Annotated in this window: 25 protein-coding genes; 13 read left to right on the forward strand and 12 right to left on the reverse strand. The window is 66.9% G+C overall.

Going from position 1 to position 26,634, the window contains the following annotated elements; genetic code table 11:
• Positions 1–65: 65 nt before the first annotated feature.
• Together FN829_RS00545 and FN829_RS00550 are read right to left on the reverse strand one after the other, a co-directional pair.
• On the reverse strand, positions 66–1,517 hold the full coding sequence (locus tag FN829_RS00545) for a PAS domain S-box protein (protein ID WP_142985065.1): 1,452 nt from the start codon (positions 1,515–1,517) through the stop codon (positions 66–68).
• Between the two features lie 99 nt (positions 1,518–1,616).
• On the reverse strand, positions 1,617–2,006 hold the full coding sequence (locus FN829_RS00550; protein ID WP_142985066.1) for a winged helix-turn-helix domain-containing protein: 390 nt from the start codon (positions 2,004–2,006) through the stop codon (positions 1,617–1,619).
• 166 nt (positions 2,007–2,172) lie between these two features.
• Between FN829_RS00550 and FN829_RS00555 the strand changes: the two genes are divergently transcribed.
• The 3 genes from FN829_RS00555 to FN829_RS00560 all read left to right on the forward strand — a co-directional run bounded on the left by FN829_RS00555 (position 2,173) and on the right by FN829_RS00560 (position 3,715).
• On the forward strand, positions 2,173–2,910 hold the full coding sequence (locus FN829_RS00555) for a helix-turn-helix domain-containing protein (protein WP_142985067.1): 738 nt from the start codon (positions 2,173–2,175) through the stop codon (positions 2,908–2,910).
• An 87-nt stretch (positions 2,911–2,997) separates the two neighbouring features.
• The gene (locus FN829_RS15745) at positions 2,998–3,150 is read left to right on the forward strand and encodes a DUF7560 family zinc ribbon protein (protein ID WP_185955649.1); all 153 of its coding nucleotides are present in this window, start codon (positions 2,998–3,000) and stop codon (positions 3,148–3,150) included.
• Between the two features lie 112 nt (positions 3,151–3,262).
• The gene (locus tag FN829_RS00560) at positions 3,263–3,715 is read left to right on the forward strand and encodes a pyridoxamine 5'-phosphate oxidase family protein (protein ID WP_142985068.1); all 453 of its coding nucleotides are present in this window, start codon (positions 3,263–3,265) and stop codon (positions 3,713–3,715) included.
• Between the two features lie 42 nt (positions 3,716–3,757).
• Here FN829_RS00560 and FN829_RS00565 read toward each other — a convergent pair whose 3' ends face one another.
• The 3 genes from FN829_RS00565 to pan1 form a co-directional block, all read right to left on the reverse strand.
• A complete protein-coding gene (locus FN829_RS00565) occupies positions 3,758–4,555 on the reverse strand; it encodes a creatininase family protein (RefSeq protein WP_142985069.1) in 798 nt (265 codons plus the stop codon).
• A gap of 95 nt (positions 4,556–4,650) precedes the next feature.
• A complete protein-coding gene (locus FN829_RS00570) occupies positions 4,651–4,788 on the reverse strand; it encodes a DUF7560 family zinc ribbon protein (protein ID WP_142985070.1) in 138 nt (45 codons plus the stop codon).
• Positions 4,789–4,864: 76 nt separating this feature from the next.
• Positions 4,865–6,082, reverse strand: a complete 1,218-nt coding sequence (gene pan1, locus FN829_RS00575; RefSeq protein WP_142985071.1) for a proteasome-activating nucleotidase Pan1 — start codon at positions 6,080–6,082, stop codon at positions 4,865–4,867.
• A gap of 139 nt (positions 6,083–6,221) precedes the next feature.
• On the opposite strand from pan1, the gene FN829_RS00580 reads away from it, so the two are divergent.
• The 4 genes from FN829_RS00580 to rad50 all read left to right on the forward strand — a co-directional run bounded on the left by FN829_RS00580 (position 6,222) and on the right by rad50 (position 11,058).
• Positions 6,222–6,485: a MarR family transcriptional regulator gene (locus tag FN829_RS00580; RefSeq protein WP_094532767.1), complete on the forward strand. Its 264-nt coding sequence runs from the start codon at positions 6,222–6,224 to the stop codon at positions 6,483–6,485.
• Positions 6,486–6,641: 156 nt separating this feature from the next.
• Positions 6,642–6,983 carry a hypothetical protein gene (locus tag FN829_RS00585; protein ID WP_142985072.1) on the forward strand — a complete coding sequence of 114 codons (342 nt, stop codon included), beginning with the start codon at positions 6,642–6,644 and terminating at the stop codon, positions 6,981–6,983.
• On the forward strand, positions 6,980–8,368 hold the full coding sequence (mre11, locus tag FN829_RS00590; protein WP_142985073.1) for a DNA double-strand break repair protein Mre11: 1,389 nt from the start codon (positions 6,980–6,982) through the stop codon (positions 8,366–8,368). Before FN829_RS00585 ends, mre11 begins: the two co-directional genes overlap by 4 nt.
• On the forward strand, positions 8,365–11,058 hold the full coding sequence (gene rad50 / locus FN829_RS00595) for a DNA double-strand break repair ATPase Rad50 (RefSeq protein WP_142985074.1): 2,694 nt from the start codon (positions 8,365–8,367) through the stop codon (positions 11,056–11,058). Before mre11 ends, rad50 begins: the two co-directional genes overlap by 4 nt.
• Before the next feature lie 215 nt (positions 11,059–11,273).
• Here the strand turns inward: rad50 and FN829_RS00600 are convergent, their stop codons facing one another.
• From FN829_RS00600 to FN829_RS15750, 3 genes are all read right to left on the reverse strand, one after another.
• Positions 11,274–11,732, reverse strand: a complete 459-nt coding sequence (locus FN829_RS00600) for a DUF7346 family protein (protein WP_142985075.1) — start codon at positions 11,730–11,732, stop codon at positions 11,274–11,276.
• A gap of 26 nt (positions 11,733–11,758) precedes the next feature.
• Entirely contained in the window at positions 11,759–12,241 is a 483-nt protein-coding gene (locus FN829_RS00605) for a DUF7322 domain-containing protein (protein ID WP_142985076.1), read from the reverse strand.
• A gap of 82 nt (positions 12,242–12,323) precedes the next feature.
• Positions 12,324–12,497: a DUF7331 family protein gene (locus tag FN829_RS15750; RefSeq protein ID WP_185955650.1), complete on the reverse strand. Its 174-nt coding sequence runs from the start codon at positions 12,495–12,497 to the stop codon at positions 12,324–12,326.
• 162 nt (positions 12,498–12,659) lie between these two features.
• Between FN829_RS15750 and FN829_RS00610 the strand changes: the two genes are divergently transcribed.
• The 4 genes from FN829_RS00610 to sufD all read left to right on the forward strand — a co-directional run bounded on the left by FN829_RS00610 (position 12,660) and on the right by sufD (position 19,201).
• Positions 12,660–15,455, forward strand: coding sequence for a DNA-directed DNA polymerase (locus tag FN829_RS00610; protein ID WP_142985077.1), 2,796 nt, complete (start codon positions 12,660–12,662; stop codon positions 15,453–15,455).
• 123 nt (positions 15,456–15,578) lie between these two features.
• Positions 15,579–16,493: an ABC transporter ATP-binding protein gene (locus tag FN829_RS00615; RefSeq protein ID WP_142985078.1), complete on the forward strand. Its 915-nt coding sequence runs from the start codon at positions 15,579–15,581 to the stop codon at positions 16,491–16,493.
• Positions 16,494–16,545: 52 nt separating this feature from the next.
• The gene (gene sufB / locus FN829_RS00620) at positions 16,546–17,973 is read left to right on the forward strand and encodes a Fe-S cluster assembly protein SufB (protein ID WP_142985079.1); all 1,428 of its coding nucleotides are present in this window, start codon (positions 16,546–16,548) and stop codon (positions 17,971–17,973) included.
• 1 nt (position 17,974) lies between these two features.
• On the forward strand, positions 17,975–19,201 hold the full coding sequence (sufD, locus tag FN829_RS00625) for a Fe-S cluster assembly protein SufD (RefSeq protein WP_142985080.1): 1,227 nt from the start codon (positions 17,975–17,977) through the stop codon (positions 19,199–19,201).
• A 63-nt stretch (positions 19,202–19,264) separates the two neighbouring features.
• Here sufD and FN829_RS00630 read toward each other — a convergent pair whose 3' ends face one another.
• The gene (locus tag FN829_RS00630; RefSeq protein WP_142985081.1) at positions 19,265–20,596 is read right to left on the reverse strand and encodes an aminotransferase family protein; all 1,332 of its coding nucleotides are present in this window, start codon (positions 20,594–20,596) and stop codon (positions 19,265–19,267) included.
• A gap of 133 nt (positions 20,597–20,729) precedes the next feature.
• On the opposite strand from FN829_RS00630, the gene FN829_RS00635 reads away from it, so the two are divergent.
• Positions 20,730–21,215: a ferritin-like domain-containing protein gene (locus FN829_RS00635; RefSeq protein WP_142985082.1), complete on the forward strand. Its 486-nt coding sequence runs from the start codon at positions 20,730–20,732 to the stop codon at positions 21,213–21,215.
• Positions 21,216–21,297: 82 nt separating this feature from the next.
• On the forward strand, positions 21,298–21,738 hold the full coding sequence (locus tag FN829_RS00640; RefSeq protein WP_066412510.1) for a metal-dependent transcriptional regulator: 441 nt from the start codon (positions 21,298–21,300) through the stop codon (positions 21,736–21,738).
• A 28-nt stretch (positions 21,739–21,766) separates the two neighbouring features.
• On the opposite strand, the gene prf1 is transcribed toward FN829_RS00640, so the two are convergent.
• The 3 genes from prf1 to FN829_RS00655 form a co-directional block, all read right to left on the reverse strand.
• Positions 21,767–23,017, reverse strand: coding sequence for a peptide chain release factor aRF-1 (prf1, locus tag FN829_RS00645; protein WP_142985083.1), 1,251 nt, complete (start codon positions 23,015–23,017; stop codon positions 21,767–21,769).
• A 58-nt stretch (positions 23,018–23,075) separates the two neighbouring features.
• Positions 23,076–24,857 (reverse strand): arginine--tRNA ligase, encoded by a 1,782-nt coding sequence (gene argS / locus FN829_RS00650; protein WP_142985084.1) that lies wholly within the window; start codon positions 24,855–24,857, stop codon positions 23,076–23,078.
• 74 nt (positions 24,858–24,931) lie between these two features.
• Positions 24,932–26,434 carry an outer membrane protein assembly factor BamB family protein gene (locus FN829_RS00655; RefSeq protein WP_142985085.1) on the reverse strand — a complete coding sequence of 501 codons (1,503 nt, stop codon included), beginning with the start codon at positions 26,432–26,434 and terminating at the stop codon, positions 24,932–24,934.
• Positions 26,435–26,634: the final 200 nt, after the last annotated feature.

Consider the following 26,634-nt stretch of genomic DNA (forward strand, 5'->3'; position numbering starts at 1 on the left):
GTGGCCGTTCCCCGCGTCGTGAAATCCGCTCCACAGATCGGTCGGGTGTCGTTCGCGGATCGACGTCACTCGGGGGCGATCCCGTCCCGCCGCCCGCGTTCGATCCGGAGTCGGTTCACGGGGTCTGCCGGCTCGGACGTCGCCTCGCCGCGGGCGCTCGGCACGGTGAGGGTGACGACGTTCCCGTTCCGATGGGTATCGAACGCGAGCTCGCCGCCGGACCGTTCGGCGATCCAGTAGACGAGCCACAGTCCCATCCCGACCGTGTGTCTGAGCCGATCCATCTCCCACTCGTCGGTGATGACACGCCGCTGTTCGACCGGGATGGGCGGACAGGTGTCCCTGACCGCGATCTCGACGTGGTCCTCGTCGTCGGTGACTTCGATGTGAACCGTCGGCGGCGACTCGGCGTGTTCGACGGCGTTCTCGACGAGCTCGCCGATCGCGTGGCCGAGTTCGGGGATCGCGAGCGCGGTCGCTTCCGACGCACACGAGACGTCGAACTCGGCGTTCGGGTCGCGAGTTCGCACCCGGCCGATCGCCTCGGACACGATCGGTTCGACCGGAGTCGGACGCGGAGAGCCGTCCTCGCCGAGGAGGTCGATCACATCGCGCTGCTTCTCCGCGGTCTCGAGGAGGTCCCCGGCGACGCGCCGGACCGTCTCCGCGTCGGCCGCGAGTTCGTCGCTCGTCCGATCGGCGATCCGTTCGGCGATCCCGGAAACGACGTTCATGTCGTTCCGGATGGTGTGACGCAACAGGTTGTCCATCACCGTGAGCTGGCGGTTTCGCCGGTACTCGTCGGTGACGTCGCGAGCGAATCCGGACACCGCGATCACCTCCTCGTCGTCGTCGAAGACCGGCTCGCCGGGAACGCGGAGCCACCTCATCTCCCCGTCGGACGGTTCGATCCGATAGTCGATGCGAGTCGTCTCGCCGGCCGAGAGCCGCGCCATCGCGCGCTCGACGCGCGGACGATCGTCGGCGTGGACGACTTCGAGAAACCGACGTGGGTCCGCTCGAAGCTCCCCGACGGTGAGTTCGAAGACCTCCTCGACGGACTCGTTGACGAAGAGTAGCTCCGACCAGTCGGCGTCGAACATCCAGAGGACGTCCGGAGACTTCGAGACGATCGTCTCCAGACGCCGCCTCGACTCGACTTCCTCGGTCACGTCGCGTGCGCGCAGGACGTTGCCCTCGACGCCGGTCTCCTCGGGCGGAAACAGTTCGCTCCGAACCCAGATCCAGTCGCCGTCGGCGGTCCGGCACCGGTACTCGAAGGGCTCGTTCGGGACCGATCCGTCCGCGACGGCGCGTTCGAAGATCGCTCGGATCCGAGGGCCGTCGTCGGGGTGAACGAGCGCGAACGCGTCCCGACCGACGAGCTCGCTCGGCTCGAACCCGAGAACGCCCTCGATCGCCGCGTTGAGGTACCGGAAGGACCCTCGGTCGTCCACCACGACGACTGCCTCGTTCGTGAGGTCGAGAAGGGCCGCGGCGTCCGGTGCCTCGGTCATACGCGAACCCTCTCGGAACGGGACATATAACGATAGCCGTCCGGTTATCACGATCGAAAAGCACGGTTCGAACGACGGTCGCGGCCGTTCCCGACCGGTTCAGTCCGCGGAGACGCCGGGAGCGTCGAAGGTCGCGACGGGCGCGTCGGGTTCCTCGGATTCGACCGTCAGTCGGACGCCGGCGTCGGTGAGTTCGACGGTGGCGTCGGTGACGCCTCGCGAGTACTCGGCCGCGTGGTCGCCGCTGGGGTCGAACCGGACCCCCTCGGCGAGAAGCGGGGTCTCGCTCAGCCGCTCGACCTTTCGGTACGCCGTCGAGAGGGCGATGTCACAGTCGTCCGCGATCTCGTTCGTGGTCATCGGCTCGTCGACCGCGGCGAGGATGCGCCGACAGTCGGGGTCCGAGAGCGCGCCGAACGCGGTGTCCAGGTCGTCGTCCGCCTCCGTCAGCGTCGTCGGTCCGCCCACACGGGACGTGTCTCGTTTCATGTTCGTTGATCGGGGCTCCGTCCCCCCGAACCCCGTCCCTGTATATAGGGGGTGTTTTATAAGCGACCGAGGGATCGCCGGGCAACCAAGGGGGTACGTTCCTCCCCCGAGCGACGGCGACGGGCGGGCCGTCAAGGTTTTGTCCGGCGGCGGGGAGAAACGAACGATGGGAGCCGGTATCAGGGCGGAGGTCTCGCTGCCGACGTCGTCGCCGTCGCCGTTCGACGGCGTTCTCGACGGGTCGACCCCGATCTACAGCGTGGCACGGAGCCGGCTCGTCCCCGAGTCGACGGGTACGGACGAGACGGCCGAGGGAAGCGACGGGACGGCCGACGCCGCGGATCCCGCCGCCACCGCCGCCACCGACGCCGTCGACGCCGCCGCCGCCGTCGACACCGTCGTGATCGAGTTCCTCGCGGACGCCGACCTCGAGGTCCCGGAGGGCGTCGAGACGGTGTTCGATTACGGCCGGAAGGCAGCCTACCGGTTCGAGGTGCCGTGTGCGGACGAGTCGCCGTTCTCGGTGCTCGACCGCCACGGCGTCCCGGCGACGGAGACGGTCGTCCGCGACGGTCGGCTCCTCGTGACGTTTCACGCGTCCGACCTGCCGACGCTGCGGACGGTCCTGGAGGAGCTCCAGGAGTCGTGTGCGGACATGCAGGTGTTGCGGCTGTTACAGTCGTCGTCGACGCCCGAGGAGAGCGATCTGGTCACCTTCGACCGAAGCGAGCTGACGGAACGACAGCGCGAGGTCCTCTCGGCGGCCCACGACGCCGGTTACTTCGACCACCCGAAGGGCGCGAACGCCGGCGAGGTCGCCGCGGGTCTCGGCATCGATCGATCGACGTTCAGCGAGCACATCGCGGCCGCCCAACGGAAGATCCTCGCGACCGTGCTCGACTGATCGCACGGAGGGCGTACGACCGATCGAATTCCGACGGCGTGGGAACTCGATGATCGTTTGATAGGGAATGTCGTCCTACCTCCATTCATGACGACGTCCACACACACGTTCGCCTGCCCGGAGTGTCGCCGCTCGTTCGAGGTGGACGACGCGATGCGGGAGGCGCTGCTCGAGGTCGGCTGTGTCGTCTGCGGGGCGCCCGTCGTCGACGCCGACCTCACCGCGCCGACCGTGGAGTGACGCGCTCGCTCGCTCCCACCGCCGACTCCTTCGGTCGCTTTCGCTCCCGTCAGCCGGTTTCGCGTCGCCCAGTCTCGTGTGGTTTATGCCCCCGTGTGTAGAGACGTTGCGTATGACGACGAAGCGCGAGGCCGAGATGTCCGCGTCCGCGATCGACGCGTTCCTCGCCCGCCACGAGACCGGCGTGCTCTCGCTCGCCCGCGACGACGCCCCGTACGCGATTCCGATCTCCTATGGCTACGACGAGGACACTCGCGAGGCGTTCTTACGGCTGGTTTCGACGGTCGACAGCGAGAAACGCGAGTTCCTCGGATCCGACCCCGACGCGCGGATCGTAGTGTACGAGGAGGCGGACGGCACCTACACCAGCGTCGTCGCCATCGGCACCCTCGAACGAGTCGACCCCGCGACGCTCACTCCCGAGCGGATCGCCCAGTACGGCGAGACTCGTCGGCCGCTCTTCGAGGTCTGGGCCGACGACAAGCCCGACCTCGACATCCAGCTCTACCGGCTCGCTCCCGACCGGCTGACCGGACGGGAGATCGTCGTCGACCGCGACGAGTAAGCCGCGATTTCCCCCGCCTCCTCCCGACCCTTCCGCCCTCGTTCACTCCGCCCGTCGCCGTCGTTCGAGCTCCTCGATCAGCGTCACCACGTCCGAGACCGCCGCGTCGACGAGCGCCGCCCCCTTCTCCGCCGTCGCGACCGTCGGGTCGCCGACGTTGCCCGCGGGGGTGATGGACGCCATCTCCTCGGCGGTGAACGCCCAGCCGACCCGGTTCTCGCCGAGCGCGTCGTAGTCCGTGAGCGGGAGCGACTCCGCGGGCGGGTCGACCGCGGTCGCGGCGTCCATGTCGACGAGTTCCGGGAACAGTTCGAGCGCGATGCTCGTCTCGAACTCCGAGGCGTGAAACGAGACCTCGCCCGTCCGGACCTCCTCGGCGACGTCGGCGAACAGCTCCACGAGCGGGACGTGGAACGCCTCCACGTCGCTCTCGGTCCGGAGACGACGGACCACGACCTCCAGTTCGGGGTCCTGAGCGAGGTAGTGGCCGTTGACGAGCAGGACGTGTTCGATCCCCCAGTCGGCCGCCGAGTCGCAGACGTCGAAGACGTACCGCTGGAACGTCTCCGTCGACACCGTGACCGTCCCTGGCTTGAACGTGTGGTGCGGGGTGACGCCGTACGGGACCGGCGGAGCGAGAAGCGCCGAGACGCGCTCGGCGACCATCTCGCCGATCGCCTCGGGCATGAAGACGTCGACGCCGAGCGGCAGGTGGTGGCCGTGCTGTTCGACGCTGCCGACCGGAAGCAACAGCGTGCGGGTCCGCTCGAGCGCGGACTCGACCTCGCGCCACGTCAGCTCGTCGAGCCGGCTCGTCTCGAGACCGGGGGAGTCGTCCATGCGACCGCTTCGCGCGCGCTCGAGAAAAAGCCGGACGGAGAGCGGAGGGACGCGGACGGGATGAGCGGTCGGCGAGCGAGTCCGACGACCCGAGGCTACGCCTCGGCGAAGTCGTCGTCGCTCACGGCGGTCGTACAGACCGGACAGCCGACCTCGAGGATGGTCTCGCGCATCTCGTCGTTCACCTCGATGGTCTGGTTACAGCCCGGACACGAGAACTCTGCGGTCGTCACGATGGTCCCTCGTTGGTCGAAAAATGGCGGCGGGCGATATAAACCACCGGCTTTCGGTCGGGGCGGCGGTCTCGCGCTATGCGAACGCGAGCGAATCGTCGGCGTCGGTCTCGTCGGTCTCCTGGAGCTTCTCGTAGGCCTCGAGGAAGTCCTCGAGCGTGACCTGCGTCCGGTCGTCGCGGATCGCGAACATCCCGGCCTCGGTACAGATCGCCTTGATGTCCGCGCCGGAGGCGTCCTCGACCATGCCGGCGAGTTCGGTGAAGTCGATCCCGTCGGCGAGGTTCATCTTGCGGGTGTGGATCTGGAAGATGATCTCCCGGCCCGCGGTGTCGGGTTTGGGCACCTCGATGAGCCGGTCGAAGCGACCGGGCCGGAGGATGGCGGGATCGAGCATGTCGAAGCGGTTGGTGGCGGCGATGATCCGGACCTCGCCGCGCTCGTCGAAGCCGTCCATCTCGCTGAGTAGCTGCATCATCGTCCGCTGGACCTCGGCGTCGCCGCTCGTCTTCGAGTCCGTCCGTTTGGAGGCGATCGCGTCGATCTCGTCGATGAAGAGGACGGCGGGCTGGTTCTCGCGGGCGACCTCGAAGAGGTCGCGGACGAGCTTCGCGCCCTCGCCGATGAACTTGTGGACGAGCTCGGAGCCGGCCATCTTGATGAACGTCGCGTCCGTCTCGTTGGCGACCGCCTTCGCCAGCATCGTCTTGCCCGTCCCCGGCGGGCCGTACAGCAGAACGCCGCTCGGGGGCGTGATACCGACGTCCTCGAACATCCCCGGGCGCTCGAGCGGCATCTCGACGGTCTCGCGGACCTCCTGCATCTGCTCTTCGAGACCGCCGATGTCGTTGTAGGTGACGTCGGGAGAGTGTTCGACCTGCATGACGCGGGCGCGGACGTCCGTCTCCTTCTCGAGCTTCTTGACGACGGACAGCGAGTTATTGACCGCGACCCGGTCGTCGGGGTCGATCCGCTCGCGCATCTCGTCGGTTATCTCCGTCAGCGCCTCCTGGTTGTTGCCGTGCTGTTTGATGACCGCGCCGTCCTCCGTGAGTTCCTGGACGGTCGCCACGAACAGCGGCGACTGCTTGAGCTTCTTGTTCTCGTGGGTGAGCCGCTCGAGCTTCTGTTGGTACTTGTTGTTCTCGGCGTTGGCGTCGAGGAGTTTGTCGCGCATCTCCTCGTTCTGCGTCTCGAGGACCTCCAGCCGATCCTGGAGGGTCTCGATCTTCTCCTGTCTCGACGCCGATCCCTCGTCGTAGGGCATGTCGACGTCGTCGACGGTGTCACTCATTGGCTGTAATAAAGCGTTTCGCGGATAAGAGGCTTCGGGTGGGGGCACTCGAGACCCGTCGAACGGCAAAATAATTCTTAATAGTAATAAAATAGGATAGTAAATATTATCTAACGGCATGAAGTACTGACGACCACGCATGAGCACCACGGAAGCCGTCGCCGCCGACGAGGACGCCCCGGACCGCTGGGAGGCCGTTCGCGACCTGCCGCCGAGCGCGAAGCTCGTCGCGAAAGTCCTCGATTACAACGACACGTTGACTCAGAGCCAGCTCGCCGAGGAGACGCTGCTCCCCCCGCGAACCGTCCGGTACGCCCTCTCTCGGCTCGAGGAGGAGGACGTGATCGACTCTCGCTTCTCCTTCACCGACGCCCGCAAGCGGCTGTACTCGCTGGCGGTGTGAGTTCCGGTCCGTCGGCCGCTATCGCCTGGAGTTCTCGCCGTTTCCGTCCGAATCCCTCGCCGCCGTTCGAAGCTCTCGCCGTCCCCGTCCGGAGTCCTTCACGCTCCGCCCGCGACCCTCCGAGGGTCTAAATCAGATGCCGACCCAGCCGCCGCCATGGTCTCGACGGACGACGTGAAACGAGCGCTCGCCGCGCTCGCGACTCGGACGGACACCGCGACCCGACCCTATGCGGCGGTGATCGACGAGGCCGACGCCGCCCGCTCGGACCTCCGCCGGGCGGCCGGGTTCGTCGAGGCCGTCGGGCTCGACCGGCTCGCGGAGGCGGTGGCGGAGGCGGACCGCGACGGCGACGCCGACCTCGCCGCTCGCGGGCGAGAGTCGCTCGAGGCGTACCGTCGGTACCGGGCCGTCGCCTCGGGGTCCGAGAAGCGATCCGACCCACCCGGCAGCCCCGGAACCCCTAAACCCGACACGGGCCAACCGTCGAGCCGATGACACGGGTGATCCACACCGGCGACACCCACGTCGGGTACCAGCAGTACCACTCGCCGGTCAGACGCCAGGACTTCCTCGACGCGTTCGGGGCCGTCGTCGACGACGCGGTCGACGACGACGTCGACGCCGTCGTCCACGCGGGCGACCTCTTCCACGACCGGCGACCCGAGCTCCCCGACCTCATGGGGACGATCGCCGTCCTCCGGCGGCTCGCGGACGCCGGGATCCCCTTCCTCGCCGTCGTGGGCAACCACGAGTCGACCCGCGGGGGCCAGTGGGTCGACCTCTTCGAGCGGCTGGGGCTCGCGACCCGGCTCGGCGACGCGCCGACCGTCGTCGGCGACGTCGCCTTCTATGGGCTCGATCACGTCCCCGTCTCCCGCCGCGACGACCTCGAGTACGCGTTCGAGCCGCACGACGCCGACTACGCGGCGCTCGTCGCACACGGGCTCTTCGAGCCGTTCGCACACGCCGACTGGGACACGGAGACCGTCCTCGCCGAGAGCGACGTGGACTTCGACGCGATGCTCCTCGGCGACAACCACACCCCCGATCGCGCCGAGGTCGCGGGGACGTGGGTCACCTATCCGGGATCGACCGAGCGCGCGAGCGCGAGCGAGCGCGAGGGACGCGGTTACAACCTCGTGACCTTCGACGAGACGGCCGTCGGCGGCGACGACCGCGTGGAGATCCGTCGCCGCGCGCTCGACACTCGGGAGTTCGTCTTCGTACCGGTCGAACTCGGACCCGAGGAGGGCGAGGCACGGGTCCGCGAGCGGGTCCGCGAACACGATCTCGCGGACGCCGTCGTGCTCGTCGAGATAACCGGCGAGGGCGACCCGGTCACCCCGGCCGCGATCGAGGAGTTCGCGGACGCCGAGGGCGCGCTCGTCGCGCGCGTCACCGACCGGCGGACGGTGGAGACCGACGAGGAGTTCGACGTGAGCTTCGCCGACCCCGAGGCGGCCGTCCGCGAGCGGATCGAGGAGATGGGGCTCTCGGCGGCCGGGCTCGACGTCGACGACGCGGTCCGGTCCGACTCGATCGCCGACGCCAACGTCCGCGAGACCGTGAAGGGCCGCGTCGAGGAGCGGCTCGACGACCCCGCCGCGTTCGTCGCCGCGAACGACGGGAAAGGCGAGGGCGACGCGGAACCCGACGACCCCGAGAAGGCGTCGGAAGGCGGCGAATCGACCGATATCGACGACGCGGGCGGTGAGGACGGCGCGGACGGTGAGGAGTCGACCGAGGATGACGCGATCGACGACGAGCGGCCGATCGGGGACGACGCGCTCGACGACGAGAGCTCGACCGACGACGAAAACGAGCGATCCGACCGGTCCACGCCGGCGGACGGGCAGGTCTCAATGGAGGACTACCTGTGAGGTTCGACCGGATCCGGCTCTCGAACTTCAAGCCGTACGGCGACGCCGACCTCCGGCTCTCGGAGGGAGTCACCGTCATCCACGGGATCAACGGCAGCGGCAAGTCGTCGCTGCTCGAGGCCTGCTTCTTCGCGCTGTACGGCTCCAAGGCGCTCGAGGGGACCCTCGAGGACGTGATCACGAACGGCGAGGAAGAGACGGAGATCGACCTCTGGTTCACCCACGACGGGACCTCCTATCACGTCGAGCGACGGCTCCGCCGGTACGACGACCGCGTCGATCACGACTGCGCCCTCGAGACCACCGCCGGCGGCGACGTGACGCGCGACGGCGCGACGGCGGTGAGGCGGTTCGTCACCGAACTGCTCAGGATGGACGCCGACGCGTTCGTAAACTGCGCGTACGTCCGGCAGGGCGAGGTGAACGCGCTCATCAACGCCACGCCGAGCCAGCGGCAGGACGTGATCGACGACCTCCTCCAGCTGGGCAAACTCGAGGAGTACCGTGAGCGCGCGGGCGACGCCCGCCTGGGCGTGGAGGACGTGTTGAACGCGAAACGGGCAGTCCTCGAGGAGAAGGAGGCGCGGATCGATCGGAAGGAGGACGAGAACCTCCACGAGCGGCTCAACGGGCTCGAGAGCGACCTCGCCGAGGTGACCGACGAGATCGAGCGTTACGAGGCCCAGCGCGATCGCGCGAAGGAGACGCGTGCGGAGGCGGCCGAGGCGCTTTCGGCCCACGAGGAGAAGCGAGCCGAGCTCGCGGCGGTCGAGGAGGACGTCGAATCGATCGAGACGGCGATCCGGGAGACGGAGCGCGAACGCGAGGGGCATCGGGAGGCGATCCGCGAGACCCGCGAGCGGATCGAGGAGGTCGAATCAGCGATCGACGACCGGCTCGACGCGGCCGGGCTCGAGGTCGCGACCGGCGACGCGATAGCGGAGCGCCGAGCGGAACTCGACGACCGGGAGGCGGAGGTCCGGGAGGAACTCGACGATCGACGGGTGAACGCCGAGGCGTTCCGCAACCAGGCGACGAACCTCGCAACGAAGGCGGACGACCTCGCGGAGCGCGCCGCCGAGCTCGAGGAGGAGGCCGACGACCTCGCCGAGGCGGCCGACGCTGCCGAACGGGAGGCCGACGAGCGGGAGGCCTCGATCGAGGAGCTTCGCGAGGAGGCCGAGACGCTCCGCGATCGGTTCGAGACGGCCGACGTCGACGTCGATCGAGACGACGCGGCGGAGCGGCGCGAGACGCTTCGGGAGCGACGCGGCGAGGTCCGCGAGCGGATCGCGGAGCTGTCCGCGGAGTTGAAGAACGCCCGCGAGCGCGTCGCGGAGGCCGAGGAGCTGCTCGCCGCCGGCAAGTGCCCCGAATGCGGTCAGCCGGTCGAGGACTCCCCGCACGCGACGGGGATCGAGGCGGACCGCGAGCGAGTCACGGAACTCGAAGCGGATCTGGCGTCCGCTCGCGAGCGTGCGAGCGACCTCGACGACCGGCTCGAGGAAGCCTCCGCGCTCGCCGACGCCGCCGAGCGACTCTCGGAGATCGACGAGACGATCGCGATGCTCGAGGAACGAGTCGCCGAGAAGCGCGAGGCGGCGACTGAGAAGCGCGAGGCGGCGACCGAGAAGCGCGAGGCGGCGACCGAGAAACGCCGGGAGGCCGAGTCGACGCGGGAGGTCGCCGAGGAGAAACGCGAGGAAGCGACGGAGACCGGAGAGCGGATCGAGGAGTCGGAGGACGCGCTCGACCGCGTCGCGGACGCTCGCGAGTCGATCGACGAAGTCGAGGAGCGGCTCGCGGAGATCGACGAGCTGGAGGCGGAGATCGAGCGCCGGCGCGAGAAGCGCGCGGATCTGGAGGCCGTGAACGACGAGCGGCGCGACCGACTCGCGGACAAACGCGCCCGGCGCGACGAACTTCGCGAGGTCGTCGACGAGGAGGCAGTCGAGGCGGCGAAGAAACGGAAGGAGGACGCCGAGGACTATCTCGAGAAGGTCGTCGAGGAACTCGACGGACTCGACGACCGGCGGACCGAACTCCAGAACGCGATCGGTGGGGTACGCGGCGAGATAGAGGCGCTGGAGGATCTCCGCGAGGAGCGCGAGGCGCTCGCCGAGACGGTCGGGGCGCTCGAGTCGCTTCACGAGGAGACGACGGAGCTGGAGGCGACGTACGGCGACCTCCGGGCGGAGCTCCGCCAGCGCAACGTCCGGGAGCTCGAGCGCACGCTCAACGAGACGTTCGAGCTGGTGTACGGCAACGACGCCTACTCGCACATCGAGCTCGACGGCGAGTACGCGCTCACGGTCTACCAGAAGGACGGGGAGGCGCTCGACCCCGAGCAGCTCTCCGGCGGCGAGCGGGCGCTTTTCAACCTCTCGCTGCGCTGTGCGATCTACCGGCTGCTCGCGGAGGGGATAGAGGGGGCCGCACCGACCCCCCCGCTCATCCTCGATGAGCCGACCGTCTTCCTCGATTCAGGACACGTCTCCCGGCTCGTCGACCTCGTCGAGGAGATGCGCGGGTTCGGCGTGAAACAGATCGTGATCGTGAGCCACGACGACGAGCTGGTCGGGGCCGCGGACGAGCTCGTGACCGTCGAGAAGGACCCGCGGACGAACCGGTCGACGGTCACCCGGGAGGACGCCGCCGGGATCGACGTCGCGTCGCTCGCGGACGACTGAGCTCGTCGGGTACCGGTTTTCGGGTATCCCGGTTCCCATACGTCCGCGGTGGCGCGCGCCCGTGAGCGGCCGGTGGCCGCGAACGGCTCGCGCGAGGGAGGTCGAAGGCGGCCCGCCGACGTATCCGGCGGGTCGCCGAGGCCGAGGCTGGGGAGGCGTGAGGTGCGGTCAGCGGTCGGTGGTCAGCGGTCGGCGGTCGACGATCGATCGACTTCCTACGACTCGTCGTCCACGGTCTCCGCGCTCTCCACGTCCCCGCGCAGCAGTCGCACCGCCGCCTCGGCAGTCGGCGTCGTCGCGTACCCTCGGCGGCCGCCGACGTCGACCTCCTCGATCAGTTCGGCGACGCGGAACTCCGCGAGCCGGCCGTGGAGGTCGGACTCGCACATGTCGTAGGCGTCCATGACTTCGACGACCGACAGCGGTCCGCGGTCGACGAGGTCGATCAGGAGCCCGAGCGCCCGGTCGTCGGGAGTCGCCCGGATCGTCCGCCGGACGGGCTCCGGAACACCCGCCGCGGCGGTCGCGAGCGACGACTCCCCCTCGACCGCCTCGAGGTCGGCGTTCTCGACGTACCGCTCCTCGCCCGTCTCCGGGTCGCGGACCCGGCTCGACTCCCCGGACCGTTTCACGAGGAGGTACGTGTCGCCGTCCGCGTCTCGAACCGTTCGCATGGATCGGAGAAGGGAGACTGGACGGATTACGGTTCCGGGGCGGGGCGGTCGGCGTCGGCGTCGTCAGGATCGTCCGCCACGTCCCCGTCGTCGTCGAAATCGGCCGTTTCGCCGTCGCCGTCGGTGACGCGTTCGGGTTCGGCGGCGGCCGCGTCCCCGACCTCGTCGTCCCCCCGCGACCGATCCCACGACCGATACGTCTGGTAGGTGCGGACTCCGGCGAGAAGCCCCCCGACGGTCAGGCCGATCCCGATCCGGCTCCACCCCTCGAAGAACCAGACGAGCGGGCCGAGGCTGACGAAAAGCACCGCGACGTTCGCATAGATCACGGCGACGACGAACGCGCGGAGGGTGCCGCCGTCGACGTCGCCGGCGGCCGAGAAGTCCCCGTCGTCGTCGAACGACTTGACCGAGGGTGCCTTCGGGATCTCCGGCGTCATCTCGCGCTCGGCGTCGGAGCTCTCCCCGAAGGAGACCTCGCCCTCGTCGTCCTCGTCGAAGGGAAACACGTCCGCCGGTACGGTACGGCGGGTCAAAGGGGTTGTGTCCGGCGGTCGCGGAGGATGACGGTCGGACGCGCCGAAACGCGATTCAGGCCGCGTCGGCGAGCCGGACCGTTCGGCTGGCCTCGACCCACGCGAGCGGGTTCTCCGCCTCGAAGAGCACCACGTTGCCGTCGTCCTCGTACACCTCCACCTCGGCGTCGGCCGCGTCGTGGTCGCCCGAGCGGTGCGTCCCGTCGTCCCGAAGCGGGTTCGAGGGCATGGACCGTGGTAAGTCATTACATGATATATGCTTTTCCGTGGGGGTGAGTGTCACCGGTCGGGGTTGCCACCGCTCGTGATAACCGCCGCTCGAGCACGACCGGCGAGCGACGGGTCCGGGAACGAACGCCGGTCTTTTAGCCGGGTGCGCCGAACGGAGCCTATGACTCAGTCGGGGCTCACGGACTTCTCGTCGCCCGCCGGTACGGAGGCCGACGGCGACGACAGCGCCCGCGACGACCTCGCCGCCGAGGAGGCGAGAGTCGTCGCGGGCGGCGGACACGGACGCGTCAGCGACGTCGTCGACGTCGACGAGGCGAAGTTCCCGGAATCGACCGGAACCGTCGATCTGATGATCACCCAGATCGACTACGCCGTCGAGGGGTACGGCAGCGACGAGTACCCCGTCGTTCACGTCTTCGGCCGGCGGCCGGCGGAACACGTCGACGGGGACGCGGACCACGACGTGGTCGAACACCTCCGCGTGCTCGGCGTCGAGCCGTACTTCTACGTCCCGACCGCCGAACTCGATCGCGATCCCGTCGAGGCGTACGACGTGGTGATCGGCACCCGCGAGGAGGGGCCGGACGGCGAGCCCTACGAGAGCATCCGCGGCGAGCCGCTCACCCGGATCGTCGCCCGAACTCCCCGCGACGTGGGGAACATCCGCGACGACTTCGAGACCACCTTCGAGGCGGACATCCTCTTTCCGAACCGCTTCCTGATCGACAACGGGCTCAACGGCGGCCTCCGCGTCGAGGAGCGCCGGCTCGACGACGGAGAGGGGACGATCCAGGTCCACGAGGGGATGTTGGAACCCGCCGACGTCGACGCCGAGATGCGGGTGAACACCTTCGACATCGAGGTCGACGACCGCCGCGGGTTCCCCGAGGACGGCGAGGAGCCGATCATCTGTCTCACCAGCCACGACTCCTACGACGACGAGTACGTCGTCTGGCTGTACGACGCGCCCGAAGCGGAGGTGCCGCCGCCGGAGGATCTGCCCGACTACGAGGGGATCGTCGAGGACGGGCAGATCGATTTCGAGGTCCGCGTCTTCGAGGAGGAGGCCGCGATGCTCGACGCGTTCGTGGACTACATCGACGAGACGGACGCGGATCTCATGACCGGGTGGAACTTCGAGGACTTCGACGCCCCCTATCTGCTCGACCGCATGGAGGTGCTCGACGAACGGGACGACGTCGAGGTGGACCTCTCGCCCGACCGGCTCTCCCGGATCGGCGAGGTGTGGCGCTCGGGCTGGGGCGGCCCCGACGTCAAGGGTCGCGTCGTCTTCGACCTCCTGTACGCCTACAAGCGCACGATGTTCACGGAGCTGGAGTCGTACCGGCTCGACGCGGTGGGAGAACGCGAGCTCGGCGTCGGCAAGGAGCGGTACGCCGGCGACATCGGCGACCTCTGGGAGCAGGACCCCGAGCGCCTGCTCGAGTACAGCATCCGCGACGTGGAACTCTGCGTCGAGATCGACCGGGCGCAGGACGTGATCGCCTTCTGGGACGACGCCCGGAAGATCGTCGGCTGTAAACTGGAGGACGCGACGACGCCGGGCGACGCGGTCGACATGTACGTGCTCCACATGGCGTTCGGTAACTTCGCGCTCCCCTCGAAGGGCCAACAGGAGGCCGAGGAGTTCGAGGGCGGTGCGGTGTTCGACCCCATCTCCGGCGTCCGCGAGATGGTGAGCGTGCTCGACCTGAAGAGCCTCTACCCCATGTCGATGGTGACGATCAACGCCTCGCCGGAGACGAAGGTCGATCCCGACGAGTACGACGGCGAGACGTATCGGACCCCCACGGGCGTCCACTTCCGGAAGGAACCGGACGGCATCATCCGGGAGATGGTGAACGAACTGCTCGACGAGCGCGAGGAGAAGAAGGCGCTCCGGAACGAACACGATCCGGGAACCGAGGCGTACGAGCAGTACGACCGCCAGCAGGGAGCTGTCAAAGTTCTGATGAATTCGCTGTACGGCGTTTTCGGATGGGATCGGTTCCGCCTGTACGACCGCGAGATGAGCGCGGGCGTCACCTCGACCAACCGCGAGGTGATCGACTTCACCGCCGGCGTGACCGAAGAACTCGACAGAAAAGTCACATATGGTGACACCGATTCTGTTATGCTTTCTCTTGGTGATCTATCGAAAGAAAGGGCGATCGAGACCTCCTTCGACATCCAGGAACACATCAACGACCGCTACGACGACTTCGCGCGCGAGGAGTTGAACGCCGAGTTCCACCGCTTCGAGATCGAGTTCGAGAAGCTCTACCGGCGGTTCTTCCAGGCGGGCAAGAAGAAGCGGTACGCGGGCCACATCGTCTGGAAGGAGGGGAAGGACGTCGACGACATCGACATCACGGGCTTCGAATACAAGCGCTCGGACATCGCGGGTATCACGAAGGAGGTCCAACAGCACGTCATCGAGACCATCGTCACCGGCGACGACATCGACGAGGACCTCGAGGCGATCACGACGTACCTCTCGGAGGTCATCGACGACTTCCTCGCGGGGAACGTCGACGTCGAGGAGGTCGGGATCCCCGGCGGGATCGGCAAGCGGCTCGACGCCTACGAGACGCCGACCGCCCAGGTCCGGGGCGCACAGTACGCCAACGAGCTTTTGGGGACGAACTTCGGGAGAGGCTCGAAACCCAAACGGCTCTACTTGCGGAAGGTCCACCCCGACTTCTGGGAGCGGATGGAGTCCGAGGAGGGACTCGACCCCCAACGCAACGGGCTCTACGGCGAGTTCAAGCGTGACCCGGACGTGATCTGCTTCGAGTACGCCGACCAGATTCCCGAGGAGTTCGAGGTCGACTGGGAGAAGATGCTCGAGAAGACGCTGAAAGGTCCCATCGAGCGAGTCATCGAGGCGCTCGGGACCTCCTGGGAGGAGGTCAAGACCGGCCAGGAGCAGACCGGCCTCGGCTCGTTCATGTGATCTGTCGAATCTACGTTTTCGTTCCTGAAAATATTCTTCTCTAATTCGTGATTTTCGGCGGGATATCCGTAACTATTAACCTCCGGAACCCCCACGTTACACCCACGAGGCAGAACCCTACATATGGCAACTCTCGAGATAAGCGACCTACGCGTGCGGGTGGCCGAAGAGGGCGGAGAACGGATCCTTCGAGGCGTCGACCTCGAAGTCGAGTCCGGGGAGATCCACGCACTGATGGGTCCGAACGGCTCGGGGAAGTCGACGCTGGCGAAGGTCATCGCCGGTCATCCCGCCTACGAGGTCACCGACGGGAGCGTCGCGCTCCACCTCGACGAGGCCGACGTGGAGGACATCGACGCCGACCTCGACGACGAGGACTACCACTGGGAGCTGCTCGAACTCGAGCCCAACGAGCGCGCCGCGCTCGGCATCTTCCTCGGGTTCCAGTACCCCGCGGAGATCGAGGGCGTCACGATGACGAACTTCCTCCGGCAGGCGCTAAACGCGAAGGCGGACGAGCGCGAGGAGCTGTTCGAGGAGGAAGACGAGGAGGAGGCCGACGCCGACGACGCGGGCTACGACACCTCCCCGATGGAGGGTCCCGCCGACGACGGCGAGATCGGCGTCGCCGAGTTCCAGGAGATCCTCTCGGAGAAGATGGAGCTTCTCGACATGGACGAGAAGTTCATGCGGCGGTACCTCAACGCCGGCTTCTCCGGCGGCGAGAAGAAGCAGAACGAGGTGCTTCAGGCCGCGATGTTGGAGCCCGCGATCGCCGTGCTCGACGAGATCGACTCCGGGCTCGACATCGACCGCCTCCAGGACGTCTCGAAGGGGATCAACGCGCTCCGCGACGAGCAGGGGACGGGCATCCTCCAGATCACCCACTACCAGCGCATCCTCGACTACGTCGAGCCCGACCACGTCCACGTAATGCTCGACGGCGAGGTCGCCAAGAGCGGCGGGCCGGAGCTCGCCGAGAAGCTCGAGGACGAGGGGTACGACTGGGTCCGCGAGGACGTCTACGGAGCGGCGTAACCGATCGTGGTTATACACCAACGATATACAACCAGAGGCGTAACCAACTGATATGAGTTCACAAGATCACCTAAAAGAGACCGACACCGAGGCCCGCTTCGAGTTCAAGAAGGAGGAGAAGTCCGCCTTCAAAAGCGAGAAGGGCCTCACCGAGGAGACGGTCCGCGTCATCTCGGAGGACAAGGACGAACCGGAGTGGATGCTGGAGCGCCGCCTGCGCGCGCTCGAGCAGTTCCAGGCGATGCCGATGCCGACCGACTGGCCCGAGGCACCCGATCTCTCGGAGGTCGACATCGACCAGATCGTCCCGTACATCCGCCCCGACATAGACGTCCGCGGCGGCGTCGACGACTGGACGGACCTCCCCGACGAGATCAAGGACACCTTCGACAAGCTGGGCATCCCGGAGGCCGAGAAGAACGCGCTCTCCGGCGTCGGCGCGCAGTACGAGTCGGAGATCGTCTACCAGAACATGCAGGAGCGGTGGGAGGAGAAGGGCGTCGTCTTCTGTGACATGGACAAGGCGGTCCAGGAGCACGAGGAGCTCGTCAAGGAGTACTTCATGACGAAGGCCGTCCCGCCGAGCGACAACAAGTTCGCGGCGCTTCACGGCGCGATCTGGTCGGGCGGGTCGTTCGTGTACGTCCCCGAGGACACCACGGTCGAGATGCCGATCCAGGCGTACTTCCGGATGAACTCCGAGGGGATGGGCCAGTTCGAGCACACGCTCATCATCGCCGAGGAGGGGTCGGAAGTCCACTACATCGAGGGCTGTTCCGCGCCCAAGTACTCCGCGTTCAACCTCCACTCCGGCGGCGTGGAGGTGTTCGTCGGCGAGGACGCTCACGTCCAGTACTCGACCGTCCAGAACTGGTCGAAGAACACGTACAACCTGAACACCAAGCGCGCCATCGCCGAGAAGGGCGGGCGCATGGAGTGGATCTCGGGGTCGATGGGGTCGAAGGCGACGATGCTGTACCCCTCGACGATCCTGAAGGGCCGCGGCGCGTCCGACAACCACATCACCATCGCCTTCGCGGGCGAGGGCCAGGACATCGACACCGGCGCGAAGGTGTACCACAACGCGCCCGAGACCAAATCGACCATCGAGTCGAAGTCGATCTCGAAGGACGGCGGCCGCACCAACTACCGCGGGCTCGTCCACATCGCCGACGGTGCCGAGAACTCCTCGACGGCCGTCGAGTGCGACGCGCTGATGTTCGACAACGAGTCGACGTCGGACACGATGCCGTACATGGAGATCAACGAGTCGAAGGTCGACGTCGCCCACGAGGCGACCGTCGGGAAGATCGGCGACGAGGACATCTTCTACCTCCAGTCGCGCGGTCTCGACGACGACGACGCCAAACAGATGATCGTCTCGGGGTTCATCGAGCCGATCACGGAGGAGCTGCCGATCGAGTACGCCGTCGAGCTGAACCGGCTCGTCGAGCTTGAGATGGAGGGTTCGCTCGGATAACATGAGCACGAAAGCAATCGAGAGCCTCTCGGAGGACACGGTACGACACATTGCGGAGGAACGCGACGAGCCCGAGTGGCTCCTGGAAACCCGTCTGAACGCGCTCGAGGCGCTGGAGACGGCCGAGCTGCCCGACGTCATCCAGACGCCCGGCCGACGTTGGACGGATCTGGAGGCGCTGGACTTCGAGGCGCTCGTCGACCCACTGAACCAGTCGGACGCGACGGAGCGGACCGCCGGCGACGACGAGGTCGTCGTCGCGCCGTTCACGGAGGCGTTCGCCGAGCACGGGGACGTCCTCGAGGAGCACTTCGGAAGCGTGCTCGACCCCGAGCACAACTACCTGACGGCGCTGTCGGTTGCGCTTTTCACCACCGGCACGTTCGTCTACGTCCCCGAGGGAGTCGACGTCGAGGACGTGAAGATCCGCGCGGAGATGAACTCCCGCTCGCTGTTCAGCCAGACGCTCGTCGTCGCCGAGGAGTCGTCGTCGGTGACGATCCTCGAGTCGATCGAGTCGGGGAGCGAGGCCGCCGCCTCGGACATCGAGGGCGACCGGTACTTCTCGAACCTCGTCGAGGTCGTCGGCGGCGAGAACGCCGACGTCCAGTTCGGATCGCTCCAGAACCTCGACGACGACACCTACACCTACTCGCTGAAACGCGGGGTCACGGACACGTACGCCACGATCGACTGGATCGAGAGCAACTTCGGCTCGAAGCTCACCCGCTCCGACGTCGAGACCGAGCTGAACGGCGACGGCTCCGAGAGCCAGATCGTCGGGACGTTCTTCGGCAGCGAGGACCAGCACTTCGACGTTAACGCCCGCGTCTGGCACCAGGCCGAACACACCACGGCCGACCTCGTCACGCGCGGCGTGCTCGACGACGTGGCGCGCTCGGTCTACGAGGGCGTCCAGGACGTCGGCCGTGACGCGTGGAACACCTCCAGTTACCAGCGCGAGAACACGCTCATGCTGTCGGACGACGCCGAGGCCGACGCGTCGCCGAAGCTGATCATCCACAACCACGACACGGAGGCGTCACACTCCGCGACCGTGGGACAGGTCGACGCCGAGGACCTCTTCTACCTGGAGAGTCGCTCCATCGACCCGAAGACGGCTCGGAACATGCTCGTCGAGGGCTTCTTCGTTCCCGTCTTAGAGGAGATCGCGGTCGACGAGTTCCGCGAGGACGTCGAGGAGCTCGTCATCGAGCGGCTCCAGTAGCGGGTCGCTCGCAGCAAAGACTCACGGGGATTCGATTTTTCGCGACCGCCTCCGGGAACGCCGTTAGTATCCCTCCTCGTCGGCGACGCGGTTCACGGCCGAGACGACGGTCTCGCCGATCGTCTCGATGTCGCCGTCGCCGACCGTGAGCGGCGGCGCGAGCATGAGGTGGTCGCCGGCCTGCCCGTCGACGCTGCCGCCGCCGGGATACGTGTACACGCCGTTCGCGAGCGCGGCGTCGTAGATCCGGTCGGCGACGTCGGCGTCGGGGTCGAACGGGGCCTTCGTCTCCCGGTCGGCGACGAACTCGACGCCGACCTGGAGACCGACTCGTCGGATCTCGCCGACGATCGGGTGTTCGGCGAGCGGTTCCAGAGTCTCCTCGAGCCGCCGCCCGCGCCGCCGAACCGCCGCGAACAGGTCCTCGGTGTAACGGTCGAGGACGCGGTCTGCCACCGCCGCCGAGATCGGGTTGCCGCTGTAGGTGTGACCGTGCTGGAAGGGGTGGTCGTGCTCCTCGAGCGTCTCGACGACGCCGTCGGCGACCATCATCGCGCTTATCGGCGCGTAGCCGGCGGAGAGTCCTTTCCCGAGCACCATGAGGTCCGGCGTGACGCCGAGCCCCTCGCAGGCGAACGGCTCCCCGGTTCGACCGAACCCGACCATCACCTCGTCGGCGATGAAGAGGAGCCCGTACTCCGAACAGATGCGCCGTATCTCGCGGTAGTAGGCGGGATGTGGACGCGTCGCGGGGATGCTCGACCCGCCGACCGGCTCGGCGATGAACGCCGCGACCGTCTCGGGACCGCGCCGTCGGACGAGCCGTTCGAGCTCTCGAGCGGCCGCGATCGCCTGCTCCTCGGGTGACCCCTCGTGGTCCCAGCGGTACGGGTACGCGGGGCCGATCTTCGGCCAGTCCCGCAAGAGCGGGTCGTACGTCGTCCGGCGACCGGTGTTGCCCGAGGCGGCGAGCGCGCCGAGCGTCGAGCCGTGGTACGACGCCCACCGGCCGATCACCGCCTCCCGGGTCGGCTCGCCGCGGGCGACGTGGTAGTCGCGGGCGAGCTTGATCGCCGACTCGACCGCCTCGCTGCCGGAGTTGACGAAGAAGGCTGCGTTCAACGGATCCGGCGTCATCGACGCGAGCTTCTCTCCGACCGATTCGACCGACGGGACCGAGAAGTGCGACGTCGAGACGTAGCCGACCCGCTCGGCCTGTTCGGCCATGGCGTCGGCGACGTCCGGCGGCGAGTGACCGAGGTTGGCGACCGCCGCGCCCGCGGCCGCGTCGAGTATCTCCTCACCTTCGGCGGTCACGAGCGTCGAGTCGTACGCGTCGACGATCTCGGGATGTCCGGGGTCCCGGCCCGCGCCCCACTTGTAGAACACGCTCATAGGGACCCTCTTCGGGTGGGGCGTATAAATCGATCCCCGAAGAGTCCGATCCCCGAGGGAACCGCTTAAGTCGGGCAGGCTCCGACGTGACACGTATGCGAACGGGCGTATCGAACGGCGACGGGTGGTCGAGGTGAGCGTCAGCCAGCGGATCACCTCCGACGACCAGCTCGCCCGACTGTTACAGATCGGAATCGTCTTGGAGGAGGTCGTCGAGGCGCGGGCTCACCACCACTACGAGAGCCTCGACGCGGAGCTCGACGAGGAGGTCGAGACGCTGCTCGCCGACGCCGCCGAGGAGTCCGCCGAGCACCGCGCGCGATTGGAGGGGCTCATCGAGGGGCTCGGCGTCGACAGCGTCCCGTTCGACGAGATCGAGTCGCTCGTCGACGCGCGGTACGGGCGGACGCAGCCGGACGACTTCGACGGCGTGTTGTACGACCAGCTGTGTAACGAAGAGACCGCCTACAAGTTCTACGACGACCTCATCGAGGCGATAGAGGGGTCGGACGCCGAGTTCTCGCTGGACCGCGCCGAACTGCTCGACACCCTGGAGTCGATCCGCGAGGAGGAAGCCGAGGGCGTGAGCGAGGTCACGGAGGTCATGGAGCGGCGATGAGTCGGAGCACCGAACCGACGAACTGGGGAACCGAGCCGACGGGACGAGCGAGCGGGCCGACGATCACAGACGGAGGCGAACCGTGAACACCGCAGACCAGTACCTCAAGACGATCTACGTCGTACAGAAACAGGAGGACGGCCCCGCCTCGACCGGGTCGATCGCCGACGCGCTCGGCGTCAGTCCGGCGAGCGCGAACGAGATGATCGGCAAGCTCGAGGAGCGCGGACTCGCCGAACACGAGAAGTACAAGGGCGTCCGGCTCACCGACGACGGGATCGTGAAGGCGCGCGACGCGCTCCAGACCTACTGTATCATCGAGCGCTTCCTCGCGAACGTGCTCGCCGTCGAGGAGTTCCGCGAGGAGGCTCACGAGCTGGAGGCGGTCATCGACGACACCGTCGCCGACCGGCTGGACACGATCATCGACCGGCAGCCCGAGTGTCCGGACTGTTTCGACCCCGAGACGGACGCCTGCGCGTGTCTGGAGGTCGCGGCGGTGCCGGCGGAGCCGGAGCAGTAGGACGGGAGAACGAGGACGTTTCGACGTTTTATACGCCGGTCGAGTACCGGAGAATGCCCGCGATGCCCCCGAAGGCGTCGAGCAGCTGTTCGCCCTTCTCGAAGTCCGTGGAGATGAACTTTGTGTCCGTGCCGCGCTGTTCAGCGATCGCCATCAGGTGTTCGATGACGTCTTCACGCTCCTCGACGGCGGCCTCCTCCCCGCATTCGGAACACTCGTGGTCGGGCGTCGAGTGACGCGCGTCGACGACCTCGAACTCCTCGTGGCCGTTCGGACACTCGTAGACGACCACGTCGGAGCGGAGGTCCTCGGAGATGAGCAGCCGGTCGACGGAGCCCATGATCAGGTTGCGCCGGGTCTGTTCGAAGCCGTAGGTGGCCTCCTCGCCGGTGTGGAGGTTCTCGAAGAACTCCTCCATGTGGCGTTTGTCCTCGACGATCTCCTGATCGGAGAGCGCCTCGCTGGCGGCGTCGACGAGGTCCTTCAGTCCGGACTCGTCGGTGTAGGCCACGTCGAACTTTCCGAGCACCTTGTCCTGTAGCTCGTGGTGGAGGTAGTCGCCGTCGAGGAACTCGTCTTTCGTCGGCGAGGGGCCGCCGACGAGGATGCCGTCGAGCTCGTGGCGCTTGTCGACGAACAGGTCGTTGGCCATCCCCGCGACCTCCTGATAGAAGTTGTCGATGGCCTCGAGCCGGAGGCGGGCGAACCGCTGGGCGGACTGGCCCCCTTTGCGCTGTTTGCCGGGAACGAGCGAGGAGGCGGACTTGACGGGCTCGACGCGTTTCCCCTTCAGCCAGCCGACGTTGGCCTCGCGGCGGTCGAGGACGATGAGCCCGAAGAGCCCGGAATCCGCCAGCATGTGCTCGAGCGGCTCCGTGAGGAACCCGGAGTCGCAGTGGTAGCGGAACGACTGGACGGGGTTCGGCGGCGACTCGAGCGTCCGGGTGACCATCTCGGTCCGGCCGCCGCCGGAGTCGACCGCGCCGGAGAAGATCACCATCCCGTTGTCGGGCGGGTAGGTGTCGTAGTAGCGGAGCCGGTCCTTGATGCTGGTCAGCGCGTCCTGGACGTTCGTCCGGGTCTGTTTGGACTTGATGTTGGACGCCTCGCTGTGTTCCTGGGTGACGTGGGCGACCACGTCCGAGATCTGCTTGTCTTCGGGGATGTAGATGGTGACGAGCTGCGTGCCGGAGCCCTCGAAGTCCTTGAGCTCCTCGATGACCTTGCGGAACTCGTACTTCCGCCGGTCCGCGCTCGTCTCCTGGGCGTCGCTACTCATTGTCTTCAATACGGCTTCGTGCGTGTAAGTAACCTTTGACCTGCCCGTCGACCCGGTCCTACATCGACTCGGGCGCGGAGACGCCGAGCGCGTCGAGCGCGTTCGCCATCGTGTAGCGCGCGGCCGCGACGAGCGCGAGCCGCGCGTCCCGCAGTTCGTCGCTCTCGGCGGTCAGGACGGGGCACTCCCGGTAGAAGGCGTTGTACGCGTCCGCGAACTCGCGGGTGAACGTCGCGATCGTGTGCGGCTCCAAGTCGTCGGCGGCCGACTCGATGACGGCCGGGAAGCGCGCGACCTCCCGCAGTAGGGCCTCGGCCTCCGCGGTCTCGAGGGCCGCGGCGTCGACGTCGGTCGGTTCGCCCGGTTTGGGAACGTCGAACCCCGCGTCGGCCGCCTCATCGAGGATCCCGCAGCAGCGCGCGTGGACGTACTGGACGAACGGGGCCGACTGCGCCTCGAAGTCGAGCGCCTCCTCCCACTCGAAGGTGATCGCCTTCGCGGGCTGTTTCGAGACGATGTCGTACCGCACCGCGCCGATCCCGACCTGGTGGGCGATGCGCTCGACGTCCTCGTCGGTCAGGTCGTCGTCGCGGATCCGGTCGTCCATCCGGCTCTCGACCGCCTCGCGGGCGCGGTCGATCGCCTCGTCCAGCAGGTCGTCCAGCATGACGCCGGTCCCTCGCCGGGTCGACATCTTCCCGTCGGGCAGGTTGACGTACGAGTAGATGACGTGGCCGAGCGCGTCGGTGTCGTTGCCGAGCAGTTCGAGCGCGGCGTCGAGCTGGTCGGCCTGGAGCTTGTGATCCTCCCCGAGGACGGTGACGGCGCGGTCGTAGTTCGCGAACTTCCACTCGTGGTGGGCCAGGTCGCGGGTGGTGTAGAGGCTGGTGTCGTCGGAGCGTAAGAAGACGAGGTTCTTGTCGATCCCCCACTCGTCGAGTTCGAGCTGCCAGGCGTCCTCCTCGTAGACGGCGTGCTCCGTCTCCTTCAACCGCGTCGCGATCTCGTCGGTCGAGCCGTCGCGCATGAACCGCGTCTCCTTGACGAACTCGTCGAACTCCGCGGGGAGCCGGGCGAGACAGTCCTTCATCCCGCCGAGCACCGCGTCGACGACCTCGCCGACGCGCTCGTAGGTCTCCTCATCGCCCGCCTCCAACCCCTGGAGGATCGCCGAGATCTCGGCTTCCGCGGCCTCGACGTCGTCCGGATCGGCCTCCTCGAGATAGGCGTTCCCGCGGCGGTAGTAGCGCACGAGGTCGTACTCGATCCGATCGTGGGCGGGCTCGCCTTCGAGGTCCGACTCGTCGAACGTCTCGTAGGCCCACGTGAACACCGCCATCTGGCGGCCCGCGTCGTTCACGTAGTAGTGGCGGTCCACGTCGTAGCCGGCGTACTCGAGGAGGTTCGCGACCGCGTCGCCGACGATCGGGTTGCGGGCGCGCCCCACGTGGACCGGCCCCGTGGGGTTCGCGCTGGTGTGTTCGACGACGACCGAGGTATCCCGGTCCGGGAGCGTCCCGTATTCGGCGTCTCCGGCCGCCGAATCGAGCGTGTCCGCGAGATAGCGCTCGCCGACGTGGAAGTTGACGTACGGTCCGGCGGTGTCGACGGAGACGAGGTAGTCGTAGGGGTCGACGTCGACCGCCTCGGCCACGTCGCTCGCGACGTTCGGCGGCGCGTCGCCGACCTCGCCCGCGAGCCGGAAGGCGACGCTGGAGGCGAGCGTCGCGTCCATCTCGTCGGGCGGGCGTTCGATGCCGAGGTCGTCGGTCGGGAGGTCGAGGGTAGCGAGCGCGTCCGAGAGCGCCGCCTCGACCTCCGACCGGAACTGTCTGAACATACCGTCCGTTCGTCGGGCCGGTTAAAAGGGCCTTCCGAAGCGACTCGGCAGAGTGAACGGACGTGACTCCGCCGCTAACCTTCTCGGTCGGGATTTCGTGTCGACAGGTAGCCTGCCGTACCTCCAAGGGCCGCAAGGGCAGTTCCGATCCCGAATCCGGGAACCGTAAGAATACTATCATCAGTCGTCTCAGAACTTTCCTCTGGCGGAGCCGTCGCTTCGGGGTTTTCCTCTGGCGGAGCCGTCGTTTCGGATGTGTTTTCCTCTGGCGGAGCCGTCGTTTCGGATGTGTTTTCCTCTGGCGGAGCCGTCGCTTCGGATGTGTTTTCGGATGAACTCCCGGAACCGTTCGATACGATGTCTATGGCTTGTCCCTGTCCGCCGTGATGACCGAGCGTTCGTAGTCTCACCCTCGATCCTTCACTCGATCCCTCTACACCGGCATCAAGTGCGTAGAGAGAACCGCTCCTACTCCCGATGAATACGATTCCGTCCACGACGGTTGGTGAACAGTGAGTCCCCTGGATCGATTCCGTAAGTGACCACCGCTCTTTTCCGGTGGCCAAGTCGATCGCGTATACACCACCCGCCCAACTCCCGACGAAGACGGTTCCGTTCGCTATCGTCGGAGACGAAAACACCTGCCCCCTCGGTCGGTTATACACCCACTCCTCCTCACCCGTCTCCGAACGTATCGCGTAAACGGCATCGGCAGATCCGATGCAAACAGTTCCGTCGGCGACCGTCGGAGAGGATCCTCCTACGACACGTTCGTCTGAGGCGGTGGTGTAAGACCATTTTTCGTTTCCCGTTCGTACGTTTATCGCATCAAGCGTCGCGCCAGTTCCGACATAAACCGTATCGTCCACCACGGTAGGCGACGAATTGATCGAAGAGATCGCTTCGAACTCCCAAATCGGATCCCCGGTTGTCGCGTCTATCGCGTATAGCGTTCCCGGATGGTCCATAGTGCCGATATACACGACGCCGTCGACGACTGTCGGAGAGGAATGAACGGGTCCCTCCGGGTCGGTGAACTCCCACTCTCGATCCCCTGTCTCTCCGTTTACGGCATACAGCGTGTCGTCGTTGGCACCGACGTAGACGGTTCCACCCACCACGTTCGGTGATGAATCGACGGCTTTCGATGGCTCGGTAAACCGCCACTCCTCCTCCCCTGAAGACGCATCGAGAGCGTACAGCGTACCGTCTTTGGATCCGACGTAGACGATTCCTCCGGCCACGGTCGGAGACGAATGGATCTCCCCGTCAGTTTCGTAGCTCCACGCCTCTTCGGCAGTTGCCGCGTCGACCGCGTATAGTGTTCGATCGTTAGATCCAACGTAGACGGTCCCATCGCTCACCGTCGGGGACGACCGCACGTGAGCCCCCGTCTCGAATTCCCAGAGGACGTCTACATCGGGGGTAGATTGTGCCGCACTCGTTCCTGTGAGTCCGATCGCCCCGATCGTTCCACCGCCAATCACGCGTAACAGGTCGCGTCTGTCGGTCGAAGGCGTGTTATTTGAATGTTCAGGCGTCGAGACGTCGTTTTCGATCCGTCGTGTACCTTTCATATTCGCAATATTTGATTACCAACAGATAATTGCTCGGAGCGGATCCGCCATGTTCCTCGACGGAAAAATCGCTGGAGTAGGATCGTCCGAACGGAAGAACCACCCGTGCGGTGGTACACTCTCAGGCAGAGCGAGCCGGAAACTCCGGTCTGTGACCAGCCCGTAGTGTCGGCGATCGGATGGGACGGTGTGGTCCGCGG

Origin of the sequence: Halorubrum cibi (assembly GCF_900182635.1) — an archaeon.
Lineage (GTDB): Archaea > Halobacteriota > Halobacteria > Halobacteriales > Haloferacaceae > Halorubrum > Halorubrum cibi.